Source organism: Actinomyces procaprae (assembly GCF_004798665.1).
GTDB classification, from domain to species: domain Bacteria; phylum Actinomycetota; class Actinomycetes; order Actinomycetales; family Actinomycetaceae; genus Actinomyces; species Actinomyces procaprae.
On sequence record NZ_CP039292.1, the window covers coordinates 2,279,365 to 2,298,008 of the forward strand.

General features: G+C 69.2%; 16 protein-coding genes and 1 tRNA gene. 6 read left to right on the forward strand and 11 right to left on the reverse strand.

What is annotated here, in order from left to right:
- The first annotated feature begins 13 nt into the window (after window positions 1–13).
- Together E4J16_RS09185 and E4J16_RS09190 are read left to right on the forward strand one after the other, a co-directional pair.
- Window positions 14–805: a hypothetical protein gene (locus E4J16_RS09185; RefSeq protein ID WP_136313814.1), complete on the forward strand. Its 792-nt coding sequence runs from the start codon at window positions 14–16 to the stop codon at window positions 803–805.
- Between the two features lie 147 nt (window positions 806–952).
- Window positions 953–2,221: a MalY/PatB family protein gene (locus E4J16_RS09190; RefSeq protein ID WP_136192349.1), complete on the forward strand. Its 1,269-nt coding sequence runs from the start codon at window positions 953–955 to the stop codon at window positions 2,219–2,221.
- A 2-nt stretch (window positions 2,222–2,223) separates the two neighbouring features.
- Here E4J16_RS09190 and E4J16_RS09195 read toward each other — a convergent pair whose 3' ends face one another.
- The 6 genes from E4J16_RS09195 to E4J16_RS09220 all read right to left on the reverse strand — a co-directional run bounded on the left by E4J16_RS09195 (window position 2,224) and on the right by E4J16_RS09220 (window position 10,517).
- On the reverse strand, window positions 2,224–3,051 hold the full coding sequence (locus tag E4J16_RS09195; protein WP_136313815.1) for a fumarylacetoacetate hydrolase family protein: 828 nt from the start codon (window positions 3,049–3,051) through the stop codon (window positions 2,224–2,226).
- Window positions 3,052–3,120: 69 nt separating this feature from the next.
- The gene (locus tag E4J16_RS09200; RefSeq protein ID WP_136313816.1) at window positions 3,121–4,638 is read right to left on the reverse strand and encodes an alanine/glycine:cation symporter family protein; all 1,518 of its coding nucleotides are present in this window, start codon (window positions 4,636–4,638) and stop codon (window positions 3,121–3,123) included.
- Between the two features lie 176 nt (window positions 4,639–4,814).
- Window positions 4,815–6,323, reverse strand: coding sequence for an alanine/glycine:cation symporter family protein (locus E4J16_RS09205; RefSeq protein ID WP_136313817.1), 1,509 nt, complete (start codon window positions 6,321–6,323; stop codon window positions 4,815–4,817).
- A 3-nt stretch (window positions 6,324–6,326) separates the two neighbouring features.
- Window positions 6,327–7,847, reverse strand: a complete 1,521-nt coding sequence (locus E4J16_RS09210; protein ID WP_240038096.1) for an alanine/glycine:cation symporter family protein — start codon at window positions 7,845–7,847, stop codon at window positions 6,327–6,329.
- Window positions 7,848–7,883: 36 nt separating this feature from the next.
- Window positions 7,884–9,344, reverse strand: coding sequence for an alanine/glycine:cation symporter family protein (locus tag E4J16_RS09215; protein WP_136313818.1), 1,461 nt, complete (start codon window positions 9,342–9,344; stop codon window positions 7,884–7,886).
- 132 nt (window positions 9,345–9,476) lie between these two features.
- Window positions 9,477–10,517 carry a DUF4241 domain-containing protein gene (locus E4J16_RS09220; protein ID WP_240038097.1) on the reverse strand — a complete coding sequence of 347 codons (1,041 nt, stop codon included), beginning with the start codon at window positions 10,515–10,517 and terminating at the stop codon, window positions 9,477–9,479.
- 334 nt (window positions 10,518–10,851) lie between these two features.
- Here E4J16_RS09220 and E4J16_RS09225 point away from each other — a divergent pair, with 334 nt between their 5' ends.
- Window positions 10,852–13,542: a DEAD/DEAH box helicase gene (locus tag E4J16_RS09225; RefSeq protein WP_204519782.1), complete on the forward strand. Its 2,691-nt coding sequence runs from the start codon at window positions 10,852–10,854 to the stop codon at window positions 13,540–13,542.
- Between the two features lie 31 nt (window positions 13,543–13,573).
- Here the strand turns inward: E4J16_RS09225 and E4J16_RS09230 are convergent, their stop codons facing one another.
- From E4J16_RS09230 to E4J16_RS09250, 5 genes are all read right to left on the reverse strand, one after another.
- Window positions 13,574–14,098 carry a GNAT family N-acetyltransferase gene (locus E4J16_RS09230; protein ID WP_136313820.1) on the reverse strand — a complete coding sequence of 175 codons (525 nt, stop codon included), beginning with the start codon at window positions 14,096–14,098 and terminating at the stop codon, window positions 13,574–13,576.
- 90 nt (window positions 14,099–14,188) lie between these two features.
- Window positions 14,189–14,572, reverse strand: a complete 384-nt coding sequence (locus E4J16_RS09235) for a YccF domain-containing protein (protein WP_136192356.1) — start codon at window positions 14,570–14,572, stop codon at window positions 14,189–14,191.
- 100 nt (window positions 14,573–14,672) lie between these two features.
- Window positions 14,673–15,095 (reverse strand): hypothetical protein, encoded by a 423-nt coding sequence (locus E4J16_RS09240; protein WP_136192357.1) that lies wholly within the window; start codon window positions 15,093–15,095, stop codon window positions 14,673–14,675.
- A complete protein-coding gene (locus E4J16_RS09245) occupies window positions 15,092–15,730 on the reverse strand; it encodes a hypothetical protein (RefSeq protein WP_136192358.1) in 639 nt (212 codons plus the stop codon). Before E4J16_RS09245 ends, E4J16_RS09240 begins: the two co-directional genes overlap by 4 nt.
- A gap of 126 nt (window positions 15,731–15,856) precedes the next feature.
- A complete protein-coding gene (locus E4J16_RS09250) occupies window positions 15,857–16,777 on the reverse strand; it encodes an ATP-grasp domain-containing protein (RefSeq protein ID WP_136192359.1) in 921 nt (306 codons plus the stop codon).
- 70 nt (window positions 16,778–16,847) lie between these two features.
- On the opposite strand from E4J16_RS09250, the gene pip reads away from it, so the two are divergent.
- The 3 genes from pip (at window position 16,848) to E4J16_RS15110 (ending at window position 18,601) form a co-directional block, all read left to right on the forward strand.
- Entirely contained in the window at window positions 16,848–17,900 is a 1,053-nt protein-coding gene (gene pip / locus E4J16_RS09255; protein WP_136313821.1) for a prolyl aminopeptidase, read from the forward strand.
- A 106-nt stretch (window positions 17,901–18,006) separates the two neighbouring features.
- Window positions 18,007–18,083: transfer RNA gene (locus E4J16_RS09260), tRNA-Lys, on the forward strand.
- A gap of 350 nt (window positions 18,084–18,433) precedes the next feature.
- A complete protein-coding gene (locus E4J16_RS15110) occupies window positions 18,434–18,601 on the forward strand; it encodes a hypothetical protein (protein ID WP_168709481.1) in 168 nt (55 codons plus the stop codon).
- Window positions 18,602–18,644: the final 43 nt, after the last annotated feature.

Here is an 18,644-nt window from a genome sequence, read left to right on the forward strand (position 1 = left end):
CCCAGGAGCACCCATGAATACGACAACCCCTCGGTCGAGACTCACCGCACGCCGCGGCGCGGTGACGCTACTCGCGCTCGGGCTAGCCCTGCCCGGCGTTGTCGCCTGCGACGACGAGGTTCCGGTCGCCAGGGCCCCCGAGACCACGCAGTCGCAGTCCGCCGCCCCCGGAGAGTCGGACTCCCCCAGCCCCACCCCATCAGCGGATGACAAGCCCGGCGTCGGTCTCAGCCCGCTGGACAAGTCCAGTGACGCCCCCGTTGAGAACCAGGAGGATGCCGCGTACTGGTCCTTCCCGATCGCCTTCGAGGGCTGGTACCCGGAGACCATTGACGAGGATGGCCGCAACGAGCTGGACCGCAACGACGGCAACTGCCTGTTCGAGTCCGGTCAGTACCTCTACGAGGACTCGGACTACGGAGACACCGCGGAGTCCCAGTACCAGGCGGACTCCTGGGTCGATTACCTTAAGGAGGAGTACGGCGAGGTCGAGTCCACGCAGACGGCAGACACCACCGTGACCGACATGTCGGGCAAGCCGGTGGAGATGGTCAAGGTCGAGACCTCTTACCAGAACAAGGGAAAGAACATCAAGGCGATCACCTGGATGCGTGTGTTCACGACGATGGAGACGCCCACCATGATGTCCCTGCACTACACCTGCATCGCCGAGCACGTAGACACGACCGAGCTTGCCGACCTGGTCTCCGACACCCACATCGTCAATCCGGGCCCGGCCAAGATGGAGGACGGCGAGCCGGGCAAGTCATCCGGTAGCTCCTCCGGCAGCAGCGACATGGTCTAGTCCCGGCTCCCCGGAACTGCCCCGGTATTGCGGCGCCCCGTGCTGAAAGGCACGGGGCGCCGTCGCCTCAGCCGGCAACGGCGCTCCCCGGCCCGCCGGCGTCGTCGGCGCGGCCCGGCGGTGCGGGGGCTTCCATAGACTGCGCGCATGACTTCGCCCATCCCCGCACAAGGAACCGTCCCCGAGCCGACCGCACCGGCACCCGCCTTCGACGCCGCGCGCACCAGGGCCGCCTTCGACGCCCTGACCCCTGAGGTCATGCGGCGTCGGGGCTCATTGAAGTGGAGCATGTACTCCGGCGACGTGATCGGCGCCTGGGTGGCGGAGATGGACCTGGGTACGGCGCCGTCGGTCACAGACGTCATCCAGCGGGCGGTCACGGACGGCTCCTACGGCTACATGGCACCGGAGACCGCCTGGGCGGCGCGGGCCGAGGCCGCCCGCTTCCAGGCGGAGGAGTTCGGCTGGCAGGTGTCCGTTGACGACGTCAGCCTGCTGCCCGACGTGCTGTCGGCCCTGGGTGCGGTGATCGCCCACCACACGCGCGCCGGCAGCCCCGTGATCGTGCCGACCCCCGCATACATGCCGTTCCTGTCCATCCCGGCGCTGTACGGGCGTGAATGCGTTCAGGTGCCCGCACTGTCCCGGGCCGGAGGGACCGGAGCGCCGCGGTGGGAGCTGGATCTGGACGGGATCGATGCGGCCATGGCCGCCGGCGGCGGGCTGCTGGTGCTGTGCAACCCCTGGAACCCGGTCGGGCGGGTATTGTCGGCCGCTGAGCTCGACGCCGTGGCTGAGCTGTCCGCGCGGCACCACGTGCCGGTCTTCGCCGACGAGATCCACAGCTCCCTGATCCTGGATGCGCAGGCCACGCATATCCCCTACGCGTCCCGGCCGGCGGCCGACCCGGACCTGACCTTCACCGCCACCGCCGCCTCCAAGGGCTGGAACATCCCCGGTCTGAAGTGTGCGCAGCTGATCGCCTCCGGCGGCGCGCGCCGGGCCTGGGACGCCAACGCCCGGTGCCGGTACCTGGCCAATGAGACGGCGGCGCTCGGCGCTCAGGCGGCCGTGGCCGCGCTGCGGGACGGAAGGGAGTGGAATGCCTGCGTGCGCGAGTACGTGCACGCCAACGCCGTGCTCGTGGCGCAGGCGCTCGACGGCGTCGACGGCGTGGAACTGACGGTCCCGTCGGGCACCTACCTCGCCTGGCTCGACTGCTCGGGCCTGCCCCTGCCCGACGGCGTCTCCCCTGCCGAGTTCTTCCGGCGTGAGCCCGGCGTCGCCATGAACGACGGCGCCGCCTTCGGATCCGGCTACGAGGCCTGTTGCCGGCTCAACCTTGCCACCGGGAGGGGCATTGAGGAGCTGACAGTGCAGCGCCTGGTCGATGCCGTCAGCCGTCTACGCGGCTGAGCTCAGCGGCGCACCACCGGGTTGCTGAGGGCCCCGATGCCCTCCACCTCTACCTGGACACGCTGGCCGGCCCGGATCTCACCGACGCCGGCGGGGGTACCCGTGAGCACAACGTCACCGGGCAGCAGCGTGAACACGTGCGAGACGTATGAGATCAGCTCGGGGACGGACCGGATCATGTCGGCGGTCCTCCCCTCCTGGACGACGCGTCCGTCGACGCGGGCACGCACCACGGCGTCGGCCGGGTCGAAGCCCGCCTGGGCGGCGGCGGTCTCCGGCACCTCGATCCACGGGCCCAGCGGGCAGGAGGTGTCGAAGGCCTTGGCGCGGGTCCAGGTCTCATCGTCGCGCTGGCAGTCCCGGGCGGAGACATCATTGGCGACCGTGTACCCGAGGACGGCGGCTGCGGCGTCGGCCGGCCCGGCATCCTTGACGACGGACTTGATGACCACTGCCAGCTCGGCCTCGTAGTGGACCTCAGTGGACCAGGCGGGGAGCACGATCGGCGCATCCGGGCCGATGACCGCCGTATTGGGCTTGAGGAACACGACCGGCTCCGCCGGCGCCTCGCCGCCCATTTCGGCGGCGTGTGCGACGTAGTTCTTCCCAATGCCCACCACCTTCGAGCGTGGAATCACCGGGGAGACCAGGCGCACCTCCGCCAGTGGCAGTACCTCCCCCGTGGCCTCGGGCACCGTGTACAGCGGGTCGCCCTTGAGCACCAGCAGGCGCCCGGTGGACTCGCCTGAGGGAGTGGTTTCGTCAGCGGGTAGCCCGTCGACAATGCCGTAGCGGAGTTCGTCTCCGGTGGAGAAGCGTGCGATCTTCATGGGACGACCCTAGATGATCGTCCCCCGGAGCCGGGCCAGCGGCGGCGGCCCGGCACCGGGTGCCGAAAGTCAGTCGGCGCTGGCCTGAGCCGCCTCGGGCTCACGCTGCGCGGCGGCCTCCTCCGTCCAGATGTCCCCGGGCAGCTCTGCGGGGAGATACGGGTTGCCTGTAGACACGAAGTAGATCTTGTCCCGCACGCCCGCCATGACCTCGCGCTGCTGCTGCTCCCAGTCGCGCAGGGCGCCGAAGGCCCACCTGCCCAGGAGCACCACCGCGATGATGTTGATGATCGCCATGACGCCCATGGCAACGTCGGAGAGGTTCCACACGAAGGACAGCGAGGCGACCGCCCCCAGCGCGGTGGCCACGACGATCATGGCGCGCACGCCGTAGTGGCTGTGTCCCATTCCGCGCAGGAAGTCCATGTTCACCTCGGCGTAGGCGTAGTTGCCCAGCAGGGAGGAGTAGGCGAAGACGAACACCACGATCGCCATCAGGTACTTGGCCCAGGGGCCGAGCACGGCGCTGACCGAGCTCACGGTCAGGGTGCCGGCGGCGTCGATGTCGGCGGTCGCGGGGTCGTACACGCCGGAGAGCAGGATGATCAGGGCGGTGGCGGTGCACACCACGATGGTGTCGACGAACACGCCCATCGACTGGATGAAGCCCTGCTGCACCGGGTGGTGCACGGTGGCCGTGGCGGCCGCGTTGGGTACCGATCCCTCACCGGCCTCGTTGGAGAACAGGCCGCGCTTGATGCCGTTGAGAGTGGCGGCCATGAATCCGCCGCCCAGTCCCCACAGCGCCTGGTCCACGCCGAAGGCCCCCTTGATCACGGAGGCCAGCGCAGCAGGAATGGCGCCGATGTTGAGCACCAGGATGACCACGGCGATGATGACGTAGACCAGGGCCATCAGCGGCGCCAGCCACTCCGTGATGGAGGCGACCCGCTTGATGCCCTTGAAGACCACGGGCGTGGTGATCAGTACCAGAACAATCGCCGTGACCCACGGCTCGACGTCGAAGGTTCCCTTGAGCACATTGGAAATGGCGTTGGCCTGGGTGGCCTCGTAGGCGAAGCCGAATACGAAGGTGATCACCACCGCGAAGATGCTGGCCAGCGTCTTGGAGCCCAGGCCCTTGTGGATGTAGTAGGCGGGGCCACCGCGGAAGGAGCCGTCGGGGTGAGCCACCTTGAACAGCTGGGCCAGGGTGGACTCGACGAATCCGGTGGCCATGCCCACCAGGGCGACGATCCACATCCAGAACACGGCGCCGGGTCCACCCATGGTGATGGCGATGGCGACGCCGACGATGTTGCCGGTGCCCACGCGGGAGGCCAGGCCCACGGTGAAGGCCTGGAATGAGGACATGCCCTCGCCCACATCACCCCGTGAGGAGGTGATGGCGCGCACCATGTGGGAGAACAGGCGCAGCTGCAGGGCGCGCGTGCGCCAGGTGAAATACAGGCCGGCGGCGATCAGCAGCCAGGCCAGCAGGTCGCCGTAGAGGTGGTCGGAGATGTTCTCGAGCACGGCGGCGGGGCCGTCGAAGAAGCCGGCGGTCGGCAGGGGCGTGGGATTCATAAGTCTCCGGACGTAGTCGGGGCGCGCCGCAGGGCGCACGGGCCCGTCACGAAACCGGGCCCGTTCAGTCGGCCGCGGGCCGACTCGGGGAAGTCGGCGCCGAAGCCGACAGCCAGTACAGGCTATGGGGACTCTATTTCAATTCGATGTCCAAGCCCCAGGCAGTGTCTGCCATCTCACTGCCCCAGTGCAGACCGTTCCCGACCCGCCGCTTCGAGGTCCTCATCCCAGACGTCACCCGGCAGCCGGGCCGGCAGGTACGGGTTGCCGGCGGCAACGAAGCGCACCGGGCCGGCGAACGTACCTCCGGTGCGCACCCGGCGCCGCTGGGCCTCCCAGTCGCGCAACACGCCCAGAACCCACGGGGTCAGCACCACCAGGGCGATCAGGTTCAGGACGGCGCCGATGCCGAGCAGCACATCGGCCAGCGTCCACACGGTGGTCAGGGCGGCGCCACCGCCGATGAAGGTGCACGCGACGGCGGCGGCGCGCAGCGTCGTCGTCGCCCAGGGGTCACGGGTGAGGTAGTCCAGGCACACTTCGGCGTAGGAGAAGGCGCCCAGGATCGTTGAGTAGGCGAGCACAATCACCAGTGCCGTCATGGGCCAGGCGGTCCACTGCCCCAGCGTGGCCCCGATGGCCGTCTGCGTGAGGGTGCCGGAAACATTCGGGTCGTCGGCGCCGGTGAGGCCGGGCGTGTAGACGGCGCCGTCGGAGCGGCCGGCAATGAGAATCGCCAGGGCGGTGGCGGTGCAAACGAACATGGTGTCCACCAGCACGCCGAAGACCTGCACGAAGCCCTGCTGGGCGGGGTGGGCGACCGTCGCCGAGCCGGCGGCGCAGGCGGCCCCGCCCAGGCCCGCCTCATTGGAGAACAGGCCGCGGCGCACGCCGTTGAGCAGTGCTGCCGCGATGCCGCCGGCCGTGCCGGCCAGGCCGGCGCGCAGGCTGAAGGCTGCGGCGAAGATGTCGCCTATCGCCTCGGCCGCCTGGAGCGGGTGGGTGACGATGATGGCCAGCACCAGGAGCAGGTACACGACCGCCATCACCGGGGCCAGCCATTCGGTGACCCGCACCACCGACCGCAGCCCGCCCAGCAGCACGGGGGCAACGAGCACCGTGACGACGACCGCGCCCTGCCAGGGGGACGAACCCGTGGATGCACCCAGCGCCGCGGTCATGGCATTGGCCTGGACCATGGGCATGGCCAGGCCGTTGGCGATCATGAAGACAACCGCGAACACGCCGCCCATGACGGGCAGGTGCAGTCCTCGCGCCATGTAGTAGGCGGGGCCGCCGCGGAAGGTCCCGTCCCCGCGGCGCACCTTGAACAGCTGCCCCATGGTGGCCTCGGCGAAGGCCGTGGCCGTTCCGAGGAGTGCGACCACCCACATCCAGAACACGGCTCCCGGTCCGCCGAGCACCAGAGCCAGCGCAACGCCGACGATATTCCCGGTGCCGACTCGGCAGGCGAGCCCCACGGCGAAGGCCTGGAAGGAGGAGATGCCGCCGCGCGCGCCGGAGCGCGACGACGCCACCGAGATCACCATCGAGACCAGATGGCGCAGTTGCAGGCCCCGGCTGCAGATGGTGAACCAGGCGCCCGCGCCCAGCAGCAGCCAGATCAGGATCGTGCCGAACAGCAGGTTGGAGGCGCTGTTCAGGAGGGAGTTCAGGGCTGACACGTCTCAGTCCTCCATTCCCCGGGGCGCCGTGTGGGACGGCCCGGCAGGGTCGAGGGTGTAAGGGGCGGCCGGGTCGACGGGCGGCTCCCACACGCCGGGCAGGACGTCGCCGGGCAGCTCGGGGTTGCCATGGCCGATGAAGACCGGATCGACGCCGAACGCGCGCTGGGCCTCGTAGTCGCGCAGTGCACCGCGCACCCACGGGAACAGCCACACGATCACCACCAGGTTGAGCACGCCCAGCAGGCCCAGGGCGATGTCCGTCAGTGCCCACACGATCGGCAGGGTCAGCACGGTGCCGGCGAAGGCGGCGGCGGTGAGCAGCAGCCCGAATGCCTGCTCGGCGCGCTTCTCCCCGCCCAGGAAGTTGACGTTGACCTGCGAGTAGGAGTAGCAGCCCAGCACGGTGGAGAAGACCAGGACGAAGATCAGTACCACGATCGGCCAGGTGGTCCACTCCCCCAGGTGCTCGGCGACCGCCTGCTGGGTGAGGACGGCGCCGACGACGCCGTCATTCCCCGGCTGGTAGGTGTCGGTCGCGAGCAGAATCAGCAGGCCGGTGGCGGTGCACACCAGGCCGGTGTCCACGAACACGCCGAAGGCCTGAATCAAGCCCTGGCGGACCGGGTGAGTGGTGGTGGCGGTTCCCGCCGCGTTGGGAACGGTGCCCAGGCCGGCCTCGTTGGAGAACAGGCCGCGGCGCACGCCGTTGAGGACGGCCGCCAGCACGCCGCCGGCGGTGCCGAACAGGGCCTGGTCCCGACCGAAGGCGCCCCGCAGGATCTCAGCGAATACGGTGGGGATCTCAGCCAGGTTCATGAGGATGACGACGATGGTGATCAGCACGTAGACCAGCGCCATCAGCGGGGCGACGACCTCGGTGACACGGGCAACGGACTTCAGCCCGCCCAGCACCACCGGTCCGGTGAGCAGCACCAGTGCCACCCCGACCATCCACGGGGCCACCTCGGGGACGGTCGCGTTAATGACGCCGGCCAGGGAATTGGTCTGGACCATGACGACCGTGACACCGACGCTGACGATGCACATTCCGGCGAAGATGCCGCCCCAGAGCTTCGAGCCGAGCCCGTTCTTGATGTAGTACGCGGGGCCGCCGCGGAAGGTGAAGTCGCGGCCACGCTCCTTGAAGATCTGCGCCAGGGTCGACTCGGTGAAGCTGGTGGCCATGCCGATCAGGGCCACCACCCACATCCAGAACAGGGCGCCGGGGCCGCCGGCGACGACGGCGAGCGCCACGCCGGCGATATTGCCGATGCCCACGCGGGCGGCCAGGCCCACGGCGAAGGCCTGGAAGGAGGAGATGCCGCCCTGGGCGCCGGAGCGGGAGGAGGCCACGGCCCGCAGCATGGAGCCGAAGTGCCTGATCTGCACGCCCCGGGTGCGGATGGTGACGTAGATGCCGACGGCGATCAGCAGGGCGGCCAGGAAGTAGGTGTAGAAGCGGTCGTCGACGAGGTTGAGGGTCTCCTCGATATCGGTGAGGCTCAAAAGGGGTGCGGGCATCGGGGCTCCTTGCTGGCTGGGTTCGGCGGGGTGGGATCAGTTCCAGACGTCGCCGGGGACGTCGTCGGGCAGGTGGGGGTTGCTGGTGCCGTGGAAGACCGGTTCGGCCACCCCGGCGCGGCGCTGGGCCTCCCAGTCGCGCAGGGCGCCCACTCCCCACTTGGACAGCAGGATGAGGGCGAGCAGGTTGGTGACGGTCATGACCGCCATGGCGATGTCGACGGCGTTCCAGACGACGTCGAGCGAGAGTACGGCGCCGGCGGTGGCGGATAGTACGGAGACCACGCGCACCGTCCAGGTGGCCCAGGGCCTGCCGCCGGTCAGGAAGGACATGTTGGTGTCGGAGTAGACGTAGGCGGCGATGATTGAGGAGTAGGCGAGCACGAAGATCAGGACCGCGATGGGCAGGATGGTCCAGCCGCCCAGCTCGTGGGAGACCGCCATGATCGTCAGGGTGGACGGGTTGGCGCCGTCGGCGCCCCAGACCTCGGGACCGGCGATGAGGATGACGAAGGCCGTGGCGGTGCACACCACGATCGTGTCGATGAACACACCCAGGGACTGGATCAGGCCCTGCTGCACCGGGTGGGCGACGGTGGCGGTGGCGGCCGCGTTCGGGGCGGTGCCCTGACCTGCCTCGTTGGAGAACAGGCCGCGCTTGGTGCCGTTGACTACGGCGGCGAGGATGCCGCCGCCCAGGCCGCCCACCAGCGGCTGGGGGGCGAAGGCGGAGGAGACAATCAGGCCGAGCACCTCCACGAAGCGGCCCAGGTGCATCAGGCAGATGATGAACACCAGGATGATGTAGATGCCCGCCATGATCGGGGCCATCCACTCGGTCACGCGGGCCACGGTGCGGATGCCGCCGAAGATCACCATGGCCGTGAATACGAACACCAGGGCGGCGATGACCAGCTGGGCGGCGGACAGGCCGCCGAAGCCCTCAATGGCGGCGCCGTCGTCGCCAATCGCACCCAGGAGGGTGCCGGCCACCGCATTGGCCTGCACGGAGGTAATGATGAAGCCACAGGTGACCAGGGTGATGACGGCGTAGACACCGGCCAGCACGGGGCTGCCCACGCCGGCGCGCATGTAGTACGCGGGACCACCGCGGAAGGAGCCGTCGGCGGCGCGGACCTTGAAGATCTGGGCGAGGGTGGCCTCGAAGAAGGCGGTGGCCATGCCCACCAGGGCCACCACCCACATCCAGAACACGGCGCCGGGCCCGCCCATGAGCAGGGCGGCGGCGACCCCGAATACGTTGCCGACCCCCACGCGGGCGGCGAGCGAAATGGCGAAGGCCTGGAAGGAGGAGATGCCGCCGCGAGCACCGGCGCGCGAGGAGGTCACCGCCCGGATCATGTCGGGCAGGTGGCGTACCTGGACGCCGCGGGTACGGATGGTCAGGAACAGGCCGGTTCCGACCAGCACCCACATGGTGATGTGGGCGGTGATCCAGTCGGCGATCGAAAGCAGGCTGGCGGCGAGTGCATCCATGAAGGACCTGGCCTTCCGCGTGGGAGACGGGAACGCGCGGCATCATGTCACAATCCGGGCCACGACCCGGCATCCGTCCGCATGCTCATACGCCATCGGCATTGCCGGGTGGTCGAGCCGTCGACTTGGGACTCAGGGCTGTGACTGTGCGAGCGGCGGCGCCACCGCCTCCCGGACAACTCCGTAGTCGATCATGAGCTGCACCGGACGATCGTCGCGATCGAACCCCCAGTAGACGGCGTAGGTGCCGTCCCCCCACCCGGAGCTCGTCATGACCCCGATGGGCCCGACGCCATAGTCGAACATCGTCATATCCTCCCAACGGCGCTCCGGGAACGGATTCCAGGCATTCCACCACTGCCGCCGCGTCAGGCGCATGTATGCGGCGGCGTCGACGATCGCGGCGGTGCCCGAGTCCACGCCCACAGCGGTCCCGCGCCCTGGGAAGAGCGAGGCGGCGTGCCAGCGCACGGGCTCGCCGGCGGCGAGAACCGCCCGCACCGCGGCAACCCGCTCATAGGGGCCCTGCTTGGTCTCGATGGTCGCCAGCAGGGCCTGGGCGGTGGCATCCCCCGGCGGCATGCGCAGCGCGCAGGAGTACATCATGGTCGTCTCCGAGCCGGCGTCGCCCACAGCGAGTAGGCCGCCGTGTGGGAAGGAGCCAATCGTCTGCACCCTGACTCGTCGGACCGGTGAGCGCCGCTGGGCCTCGGCGAGCGCCCGCTGCCACAGGGGGCCTTCGATTTCATCCACCTGTTCCGCCAGCTCGAATTCGTCCACGGGATCGCGTGCCCAGCCGTCGTGAAACAGCGCACCGGGGTTTGGGCTGTCCACTTCGGGGTTGAGGAGAATGTCCTCATAGGGCGCCATCCCATCCGGTGCCTGGAGCCACTTGCCGCGCCTGCCCTCGGGCACCAGGGGCAGTCCCGGCTCGTCGTGATACTCGTCTAGCCGATCGATTAACCAGTCCCCGGAGTCGTTGCGCAGGACGAATTCGATAATGGGCCTGCCCTGGCCGCCGGTGCGCGCCACCCGCACCCGGGCCCAGTTCCCGTACTCCTCGACCCGCTCCACCTTGCAGCTCTGCGGGCCGTAATAGCATTCCGAGGAGAATCCGTACCGGCGCTCCGCCCAGGACCTCTCGGTCCTGTGGGCCACATCAACTGCATGCATCGCCTGACTCCAGGCATCGAAAGGATCGGGGCCTGAATCATCCTTGTTCTTCCTCCGCTTGCGGGGTCCGCTAAAGACGGCAGAGTGCCCACCCGCGGACGCGCCCTCGTCATCCGGCGGAAAGAACAGCGGCTTGACCTGCGCGTGGGCGGCGGCATAGTCCGCCAGAAATGCTTCTACTCGGCTGCGGGGGTCCATCTCCGGTCCTGTCTTGAGACAACAGCGGCTCTTTAGCCTGCCACATACGTACGCTGCCGGGTCTCCTCAGGCGAGCACCAGTATCGATCGGACCGGCCGTCCCGGAACCGGCGGGGCACCGTGAGACGATGGCCGCATGCCCGCCTCTACCGCGCCCGCGCTCAACGTCATGCTCGACGCCCTCATCCCCGCCGACGACCCGGAGCGGGTCCCGGAGCCGGAGGAGGTTTATGTGGCCTTCGCCGAGTGGGCGGAGTCCACCGGGCGGCCGCTGTACCCGCACCAGGACGAGGCCCTGAGCCAGATCCTGTCCGGTCGGCACGTCATCGCCGCCACCCCCACCGGCTCGGGCAAGTCGATGATCGCCCTGGCCGCACACACCGCCTCCCTGGCACGTGGCGGCCGCTCCTACTACACGGCCCCACTCAAGGCGCTGGTCAGTGAGAAGTTCTTCGAGCTGGTGGGCCTGTTCGGGGCGGACAACGTCGGCATGGTCACCGGCGACACCGCCATCAACGCCGCCGCCCCCATCATCTGCTGCACGGCGGAGATCCTGGCCAACCAGTCCCTGCGCGAGGGCGAGGCGCTGGACGTGGACACGGTGGTGATGGACGAGTTCCACTACTACGCCGACCCGCAGCGCGGCTGGGCCTGGCAGGTGCCGCTGCTGGAGCTGCCGCAGGCGCAGATGGTGCTGCTCTCGGCCACGCTCGGGGACGTTTCCTTCTTCGTGCGGGACCTGCGCGAGCGCACGGGCCGGGAGGTCGCCGTCGTCGACGACGCCGTGCGGCCGGTGCCCTTGGAGTGGGAGTACGCGATTGAGCCGATCGGCGACCTGCTGCAGCGGCTGGTGGAGCAGGACAAGGCGCCCGTGTACGTGGTGCACTTCTCGCAGAAGGAGGCGGTGGAGCGGGCCTCCGCGCTGCTGAGCGTGGACCTGGGGGCGAAGAAGCGCAAGGAGGAGCTGGCGGCGGCCATCGGCGACTTCCGCTTCGGGCCCGGTTTCGGGCGCACCCTGTCGCGGCTGCTGCGCTCCGGCATCGGCGTGCACCACGCCGGCATGCTGCCCCGCTATCGGCGGCTGGTGGAGCGCCTGGCCCGTACCGGGCTGTTGTCGGTGATCTGCGGTACGGACACTCTGGGCGTGGGCATCAACGTGCCCATCCGCTCGGTGGTGCTGACCAGCCTGGTGAAGTTCGACGGCGCCAAGGAGCGGCACCTGACCGCCCGGGAGTTCCACCAGATCGCCGGGCGGGCCGGGCGGGCGGGCTTCGACACCCACGGGTATGTGATCGTGCAGGCGCCCGAGCATGTGATCGAGAACGCGCGCGCCCTGGCCAAGGCCGGTGATGATCCGCGCAAGCGCCGTCGGATCGTGCGCAAGCAGGCGCCCGAGGGGCGCGTCAACTGGACGGACAAGACCTTCGAGCGGCTGCGCGACTCCGCCCCGGAGACGCTTACCAGCCAGTTCCAGGTGACCACCACCATGGTGCTGAACCTGATGGAGCGCGACGGCGATCCGGTGCGGGCCATGGCGCAGCTGCTGGAGCGCGTACACGAGCCGGAGGCGGTCCAGCGCCGGCACGTGCGCCGGGCCGTGGACATCTACCTCTCGCTGCGCACCGCCGGGGTGCTGGAGCACGTCTCCTCCGCCCAGGCCACAGCCGACGGCCGGCCCCGGCTGCGCCTGGCGGTGGACCTGCCCGACGAGTTCGCCCTGAACCAGCCGCTGGCCCCGTTCGCACTGGCGGCCATGGATCTGCTGAACCTGGACTCGCCCGAGCACACGCTCGACGTGGTCTCGGTGGTGGAGTCGACCCTGGACGATCCGCGGCCGCTGCTGTACGCCCAGCAGCGGCAGGCCCGCGGCGAGGCGGTGGCCGCCATGAAGGCCGAGGGCATGGACTACGAGGAGCGCATGGCGGCCCTGGAGGACATCACCTGGCCGCAGCCGCTGGCGGACCTGCTGACTCCGGCGCTGGAGATGTATAAGCAGTCCAACCCGTGGGCGGCCGAGTACGAGCTGAGCCCGAAGTCGGTGGTGCGGGACATGGTGGAGAGCGCCATGACCTTCTCCGACCTGATCTCCCGCTACGACCTGGGCCGCAGCGAGGGGGTGGTGCTGCGCTATCTGACCGACGCCTACCGGGCGCTGCGGCAGGTGGTGCCCGAGGAGCACCGCACCGAGGAGGTGGAGCAACTGACCGACTGGCTGGGCGACCTGGTGCGCGCCGTGGACTCCTCCCTGCTGGACGAGTGGGAGGCGCTGGGTGCCGCCCAGGCCGGTCACGCCCAGGAGGGCGCGGCACTGCGGGAGCGGGAGGCCGCCGACGGCGCGGCCGGGGCCGAGCGTGCCTTCGGGGCCGACGCCGACGGCAGGCTGCCCTTCACCCGCAACCGGCACGCCTTCCGCGTGGCGGTGCGCCGGGAGATGTTCCGCCGCGTGGAGCTCATGGCGCGCGACGACGTCGAGGGGCTGGGACGGCTGGATGCCGCCTCCGGCTGGGGCGAGGACCGGTGGGATGAGGCGCTGGGCCGCTACTGGGACGAGTACGACTGGATCAGCACGGATACACCGGCCCGGGCCGTGGCGCTGGCGCCCCTGGATGAGGCGCCGGACGACGTCGCCCTGGCAGACGCCGGGGTGTCGGAGCGGCTGCGTGAGGCCCTGGCCGGCTCGGGGCGGCGCGTATGGCTGGCCACCCAGATCCTGGAGGACTCCGCGGGCGACCACGACTGGCGGCTGACCGCCCTGGTGGACCTGGCCGAATGCGACCAGGCCGGTGCCGCCGTCGTGCACCTGCTGAAGGTCGGCCCGCAGAACTGAGCGCCGCCGGCTGCCAGGCGGCACCGGACGCTCAGGAGGCCCTCCGCCGGCCGGCTCGGGTGAGCGGCTTGGTGAAGTGGACGAGCTGGTAGGAACCTGCGGTCGTTCTCCCAGCCTCGCGGTAGCCGAGCCGCTCGTAGAGTCGGATGTTGGCGGCGCTGTGCTCGCCGGTGAACAGCCGTATCTCACGCGCATCCGGGAAGACCGCCTCGGCATGGCGCAGCAGGAGGGTGCCCAGGCCCTGTCCCTGGCGGTCGGGAGCGACGATGAGGCGCCCGAGTTCAACCGCGTCGCCTTTGTGGCGCAGGCGCATGGCCGCGATGAGACGGCCGCGCTCGCTGATACCGCGCGCCGTGACGGCGGGGTCGGAGAGCTCCTCCTGCAGCTCGACCAGGGTCTGTGTCAGGGGCGGGAGACCGAAGTCGCTGTGTGCCGTGGCCTCGGTGATGTAGGCGGCCCGTTGCAATGTCAGGATTTCGCCCGCGTCCTGCAAGCCGAGCCCTATGATGGTCGGCGCATGCTCGTACTCGGGGGCGGAGGTGCGGGTGCTGTTCATGCCCCCAGCCTTCCACGTATGGGCGACTCTCCACGTTCCTGTGGCAGACAGGGCCGCGCCGCCCGAGGCGACTACAACAGGCGGGGTGGCTCAGATGATGCCGCGGCCGGGCACGATCTGCTTGCCGAAGGGGAAGCAGGTCACCGGGATCATCTTCAGGTTGGCGACGGCCAGCGGGATGCCGACGATGGTGACGGCCTGCGCGGCCGCCGTGGTGATGTGCCCGATGGCGAGCCAGATCCCGGCGACGAGGAACCAAATGACGTTGGACAGCCCGCTCATCACTCCCGCACTCGGCGTCTCCACCACCTGTCTGCCGAAGGGCCACAGGGCGTAGGAGGCGATGCGGAAGGAGGCGATGCCTGCGGGGATCGTCACGATTAGCAGGCAGGCGATGATGCCGAAGAATATGTACCCCAGCCACAGCCAGAATCCACCGAAGACCACCCAGATGATGTTGAGCAGTGTGCGCATGCGCCCATGTCTACCCGAGGCCCGCCGCCGGTACCTCATCCTCACGCAGGAGACGACCCTGATTCATCCCTGACCCGTGCCCGCCGGAGCCCGTCCGGTGCTACCCCAGTAGCGCCGCGCCGATGATCCCGCACATGCCGGCCCATGTCAGGGAGGCGAGCGTGCCGATGATGAACCGTTCCGTCGACCCGGGGTTGTCCTTCAGATCCGCCCAGCGCCCAAGCCCCTTGACCGCAACGACCACGGCAATCAGCGTCGCATGCCCGGACAGGAGGGCACCCGTCGTCGCCAGGCGCTCAAGCACTCCGATCCAGGTGCCACCGCGAAGAACCGGGGACTCGGAGGCGTCGTCTCGCGGAGACAAGACCGGCGCAGTCGAACCTGCGGGCGTAGGTTCCCGTGACGGCGGCAGCTCGGGCACGCGCGCCCAGCGCAAGACCAGTGCGACGATCCCCCAACCACCGAAAACGGACAGAAGGGAGCAGGAAAGAACTACAACCGCGCTCACCAGGGCCTGAGTCATACGTCATCCACCATATCAACCGACGTCCCCAGCCCCACTGACAGCCGGTGCGCCCGGTCGAGGAGCCGCTCAATGGCCGGCACGGCGGCAACTTCCTCGTCGTAGTGCGATGAGACCCGATGCTTGGAGACGGCCTGGCCGCTCACCCCCAGCCGCTTCGCCGCGTCCTTGCCGCTGAGCCCGGTGTCGAGAAGGGCCACGGCCGAGCGCTGAGCCCTGGTGCGGGAACCGATCAGCACGCCGAGAAGCCGCAGCACCGCCTCGGCGTCGGCCGTCGCCGTACGTGCCTCCCGATCGGCGACGCCGGTTCGGACTGCGAGCGACACACGAGACGATTTGGACTCCTCCACCGCTTGCCGTGCGGCGATGAATGCCGCTCCGCCTCCCGAGCGAGACCCGTGCTCACCTAGCGCACCAGTACCGATCCCCAAACCTATGTGCCATCCGCCGGCCGCCAAGAGGCGGCGCACACACACAACGGCCGCGGCCGCGTCCTCGAGCACCCCCTGTGCCTCGTCTCCGACTGTCCGCTCGAAGGGAGCCAGCGCAGGGACGTCAGCGAGCAAGCGGATCAGGTCCGGGATTTCATCCGCGCCCGCTCGGCTCGCAACCTGGTCCACTGTGAGCACGTACATGCCTACATGCTCCCATCAGCATCCCCAAAAAACAACCATTTTCGGTTGATTCGACCTCAGTCAACCCCACACGGTTGATTACCGTCGGGCCGTGGTCCGCGAGCCGCCCGCGCGGCAGCGCCAGCCCTACCAGAAGACACGCTGGGCGATGGCGTCGGCGAAGTTGTCCAGGGCGGCCGGCGCAGAACCGAGGTAGAGGCCGGCGTCGATGAGGGACACCTCCATCAGGTAGAAGCCGCCCTGCCCGTCACCGACGACGTCGACCCGGTTGAACAGCAACTGCATGTCCCGGCCCGAGCGCTCCTTGATGATGGTGTGGATGGCCTTGCGGACCTTCTCACCCCACAGCCACTCCTGCTCACTGGGCTCACGGGCGGTGACGATCTCCTCATGCACCTCATCCACCGACCGGAAGGAGGGGTGCAGCATGGGTGCCTTCTCCACCGCGTGGGACAGCACGCCGTTGAAGTACACCAGGGACAGCTCACCCTTGCGGTCGACCTCCTCCAGGTAGCGCTGCACCATGACGCTGCGGCCGCGGCCGAGGTGGTGCATGGTGTCATTGATGGCGTCGGCACGGGACTTGGCGTCCGTGGCGGTATAGCGGCCGGTACCGCGCCCGCCTGAGGAGATGGCCGGCTTGACCACGAAGTCGCCGTGCGCAGGGAAACGGGTGTGCACCTGGTGCTTGGAGTAGCCGGCGGACGGCTCCAGCCAAGTCGTGGGGATCACCGGCACACCCAACTCGGCCATGCGCTTGAGGTAGTGCTTGTCGGAGTTCCAGTCGACGACGTCGGCATGGTTGATGAGCCGCCTGATCGAGTGCGCCCAGGACAGGAAGTCCGCGTAGTTGCGGTTCTTGGCGTAGTCACGCACCGAGCGCAGGACCACCACGCCGGCATCCTCCCAGTTCACGTCCGGGTCATTCCACACCGCCACCCGCGGCTCGATACCGCGCTCACGCAGCGCATCGGGCAGCCCGCGGTCATCCTCATCGAGGTCCGCATAGTCGGCTGAGGTCGCCAGAGTCACAATCGGGGCGTTCACAGGCCATACGCTACCGCCCGCGGCTCCCCCACGAGTCCCGGTCGCGGCCCCGATCCAGCACAATGAGCCCATGCACGAACCCGACGCCACCTCAGCCCCCACCACCCGGCACCGCACCCTCTACCCGGCCATTGAGCCTTACGAGACCGGCCTGCTCGACGTCGGCGACGGCCAGCGCGTCTACTGGGAGGTCTGTGGGAACCCGGACGGGGTCCCGGCGGTGTTCGTGCACGGCGGCCCCGGCGGCGGCTGCTCCCCCGAGCACCGGCGCTGCTTCGACCCGGAGCGGTACCGGATCATCCTGTTCGACCAGCGCGGCTGCGGCCGCTCCCTCCCACACGCCTGGGAGCCGGAGGCGGACCTGAGTACGAACACCACCTGGCACCTGGTGGCGGACATGGAGCGACTGCGCGAGCACCTGGGGGTGGAGTCCTGGCTGGTGTTCGGCGGCTCCTGGGGGTCCACGCTGGCGCTGGCCTACGCGGAGCGGCACCCCGAGCACGTCTCCGCGCTCGTGCTGCGCGGCATATTCACGCTGCGCAAGCGCGAGCTGGACTGGTTCTACGAGGGCGCCGGCGCGGACATGATCTGGCCGGACGAGTGGGAGGCATACGTGGCCGCCGCCGGCGAGGACGTCACCCCGGGCGGCTTCATCGACCGCTACCACGAGCTCCTGACCGACCCCGACCCGGCGGTGCACGGCCCCGCCGCCCGCGCCTGGACCACCTGGGAGGCGGCCACCTCCACGCTGCTGCGCAACCAGGCCTACATCGACGAGGTGCAGGACCCGGCCTTCGCCGTCACCTTCGCACGCATCGAGAACCACTTCTTCCGCCACCGCGGCTGGATGGATGACGGGCAGCTCATCGCCGACGCGCACCTGCTCGCCGAGCACTCCATTCCGGGCGTCATCGTCCAGGGCCGCTACGACGTCGTCTGTCCGATGGGAACCGCCTGGGCCCTGCATCGGGCCTGGCCCCAGGCGCAGCTGCACGTCTCACCGGCGGCGGGCCACTCCTTCGCCGAGCCGGAGACCCTCTCCGCACTGATCCTGGCCTCCGATCACTTCGCAGACGTACTCTCTCCCGCCGGTGCTGGCGTCAGACACGGCCGCCAAGGCTGAGACTTCGCGCACACAATGGCGTTTTCAGTCGTTTCGAGTTGGACTTGGCCGGTTCGGTCGCGTAGAGTCCTACCTGTCGCCAGGCGGAACCGCCTGAACGACTCAGGCCTCCTTAGCTCAGTTGGTTAGAGCACCTGACTCTTAATCAGGGTGTCCAGGGTTCGAGTCCCTGAGGGGGTACCACGCAGAGCAGCACATAGCTGCGGCGCCGTTTCGGACAAGGTGAGCACTGTTCCCGCCACCGAGCTTGTCTGACCGGTCTTCCCCATCTCATTTTGGTCGTGGGAATGCCGTACCCGACCGCTGTGTTGCTCGTGTGCAGTTGACGGGTTACCTCGAAGCATTCGAGGTGCCCGGGTGCGCCCCACGGGGACGGACCCGCACCCGTCAGCCAGGGGTGATCCGTGGCGCGTCGCATTGGCGCGCCGCCCGGAGCGCCCGAACAGATTCGAAGCACGACGCCGGGCCGCAGGGGTTACCTGCACTCCGCCCGGCACTGAGGGGCCCGCCTGGGCCAAGAAGGGAAGGAAGACATGATGCATCTAGTCACCTCCGACAACGGGCGCGACGCCGCCGAGCGTGAGCTTGCCGCCGCCCGCACCGAACTGGCGTCCCTCGACGCCGGCACCTCGCCCTCCCGCCTGGAGCGCGCGCTCGAGCGCGTGCGGGCGGCGCAGGACGCGCTCGCGCTCGCCGCCTGACCCACCGAGGTCGGTAGATCTTACGTACCGAGGTCGGTTGAAA

Bases quoted from the DNA above. Each gene is read 5' to 3' on its own strand.
- E4J16_RS09185 (WP_136313814.1), top strand. From the start codon at position 14: ATGAATACGACAACCCCTCGGTCGAGACTCACCGCACGCCGCGGCGCG.
- E4J16_RS09190 (WP_136192349.1), top strand. From the start codon at position 953: ATGACTTCGCCCATCCCCGCACAAGGAACCGTCCCCGAGCCGACCGCA.
- E4J16_RS09195 (WP_136313815.1), bottom strand. From the start codon at position 3,051: ATGAAGATCGCACGCTTCTCCACCGGAGACGAACTCCGCTACGGCATT.
- E4J16_RS09200 (WP_136313816.1), bottom strand. From the start codon at position 4,638: ATGAATCCCACGCCCCTGCCGACCGCCGGCTTCTTCGACGGCCCCGCC.
- E4J16_RS09210 (WP_240038096.1), bottom strand. From the start codon at position 7,847: ATGCCCGCACCCCTTTTGAGCCTCACCGATATCGAGGAGACCCTCAAC.
- E4J16_RS09215 (WP_136313818.1), bottom strand. From the start codon at position 9,344: ATGGATGCACTCGCCGCCAGCCTGCTTTCGATCGCCGACTGGATCACC.
- E4J16_RS09220 (WP_240038097.1), bottom strand. From the start codon at position 10,517: ATGCATGCAGTTGATGTGGCCCACAGGACCGAGAGGTCCTGGGCGGAG.
- E4J16_RS09225 (WP_204519782.1), top strand. From the start codon at position 10,852: ATGCCCGCCTCTACCGCGCCCGCGCTCAACGTCATGCTCGACGCCCTC.
- E4J16_RS09230 (WP_136313820.1), bottom strand. From the start codon at position 14,098: ATGAACAGCACCCGCACCTCCGCCCCCGAGTACGAGCATGCGCCGACC.
- E4J16_RS09235 (WP_136192356.1), bottom strand. From the start codon at position 14,572: ATGCGCACACTGCTCAACATCATCTGGGTGGTCTTCGGTGGATTCTGG.
- E4J16_RS09240 (WP_136192357.1), bottom strand. From the start codon at position 15,095: ATGACTCAGGCCCTGGTGAGCGCGGTTGTAGTTCTTTCCTGCTCCCTT.
- E4J16_RS09245 (WP_136192358.1), bottom strand. From the start codon at position 15,730: ATGTACGTGCTCACAGTGGACCAGGTTGCGAGCCGAGCGGGCGCGGAT.
- pip (WP_136313821.1), top strand. From the start codon at position 16,848: ATGCACGAACCCGACGCCACCTCAGCCCCCACCACCCGGCACCGCACC.
- E4J16_RS15110 (WP_168709481.1), top strand. From the start codon at position 18,434: ATGATGCATCTAGTCACCTCCGACAACGGGCGCGACGCCGCCGAGCGT.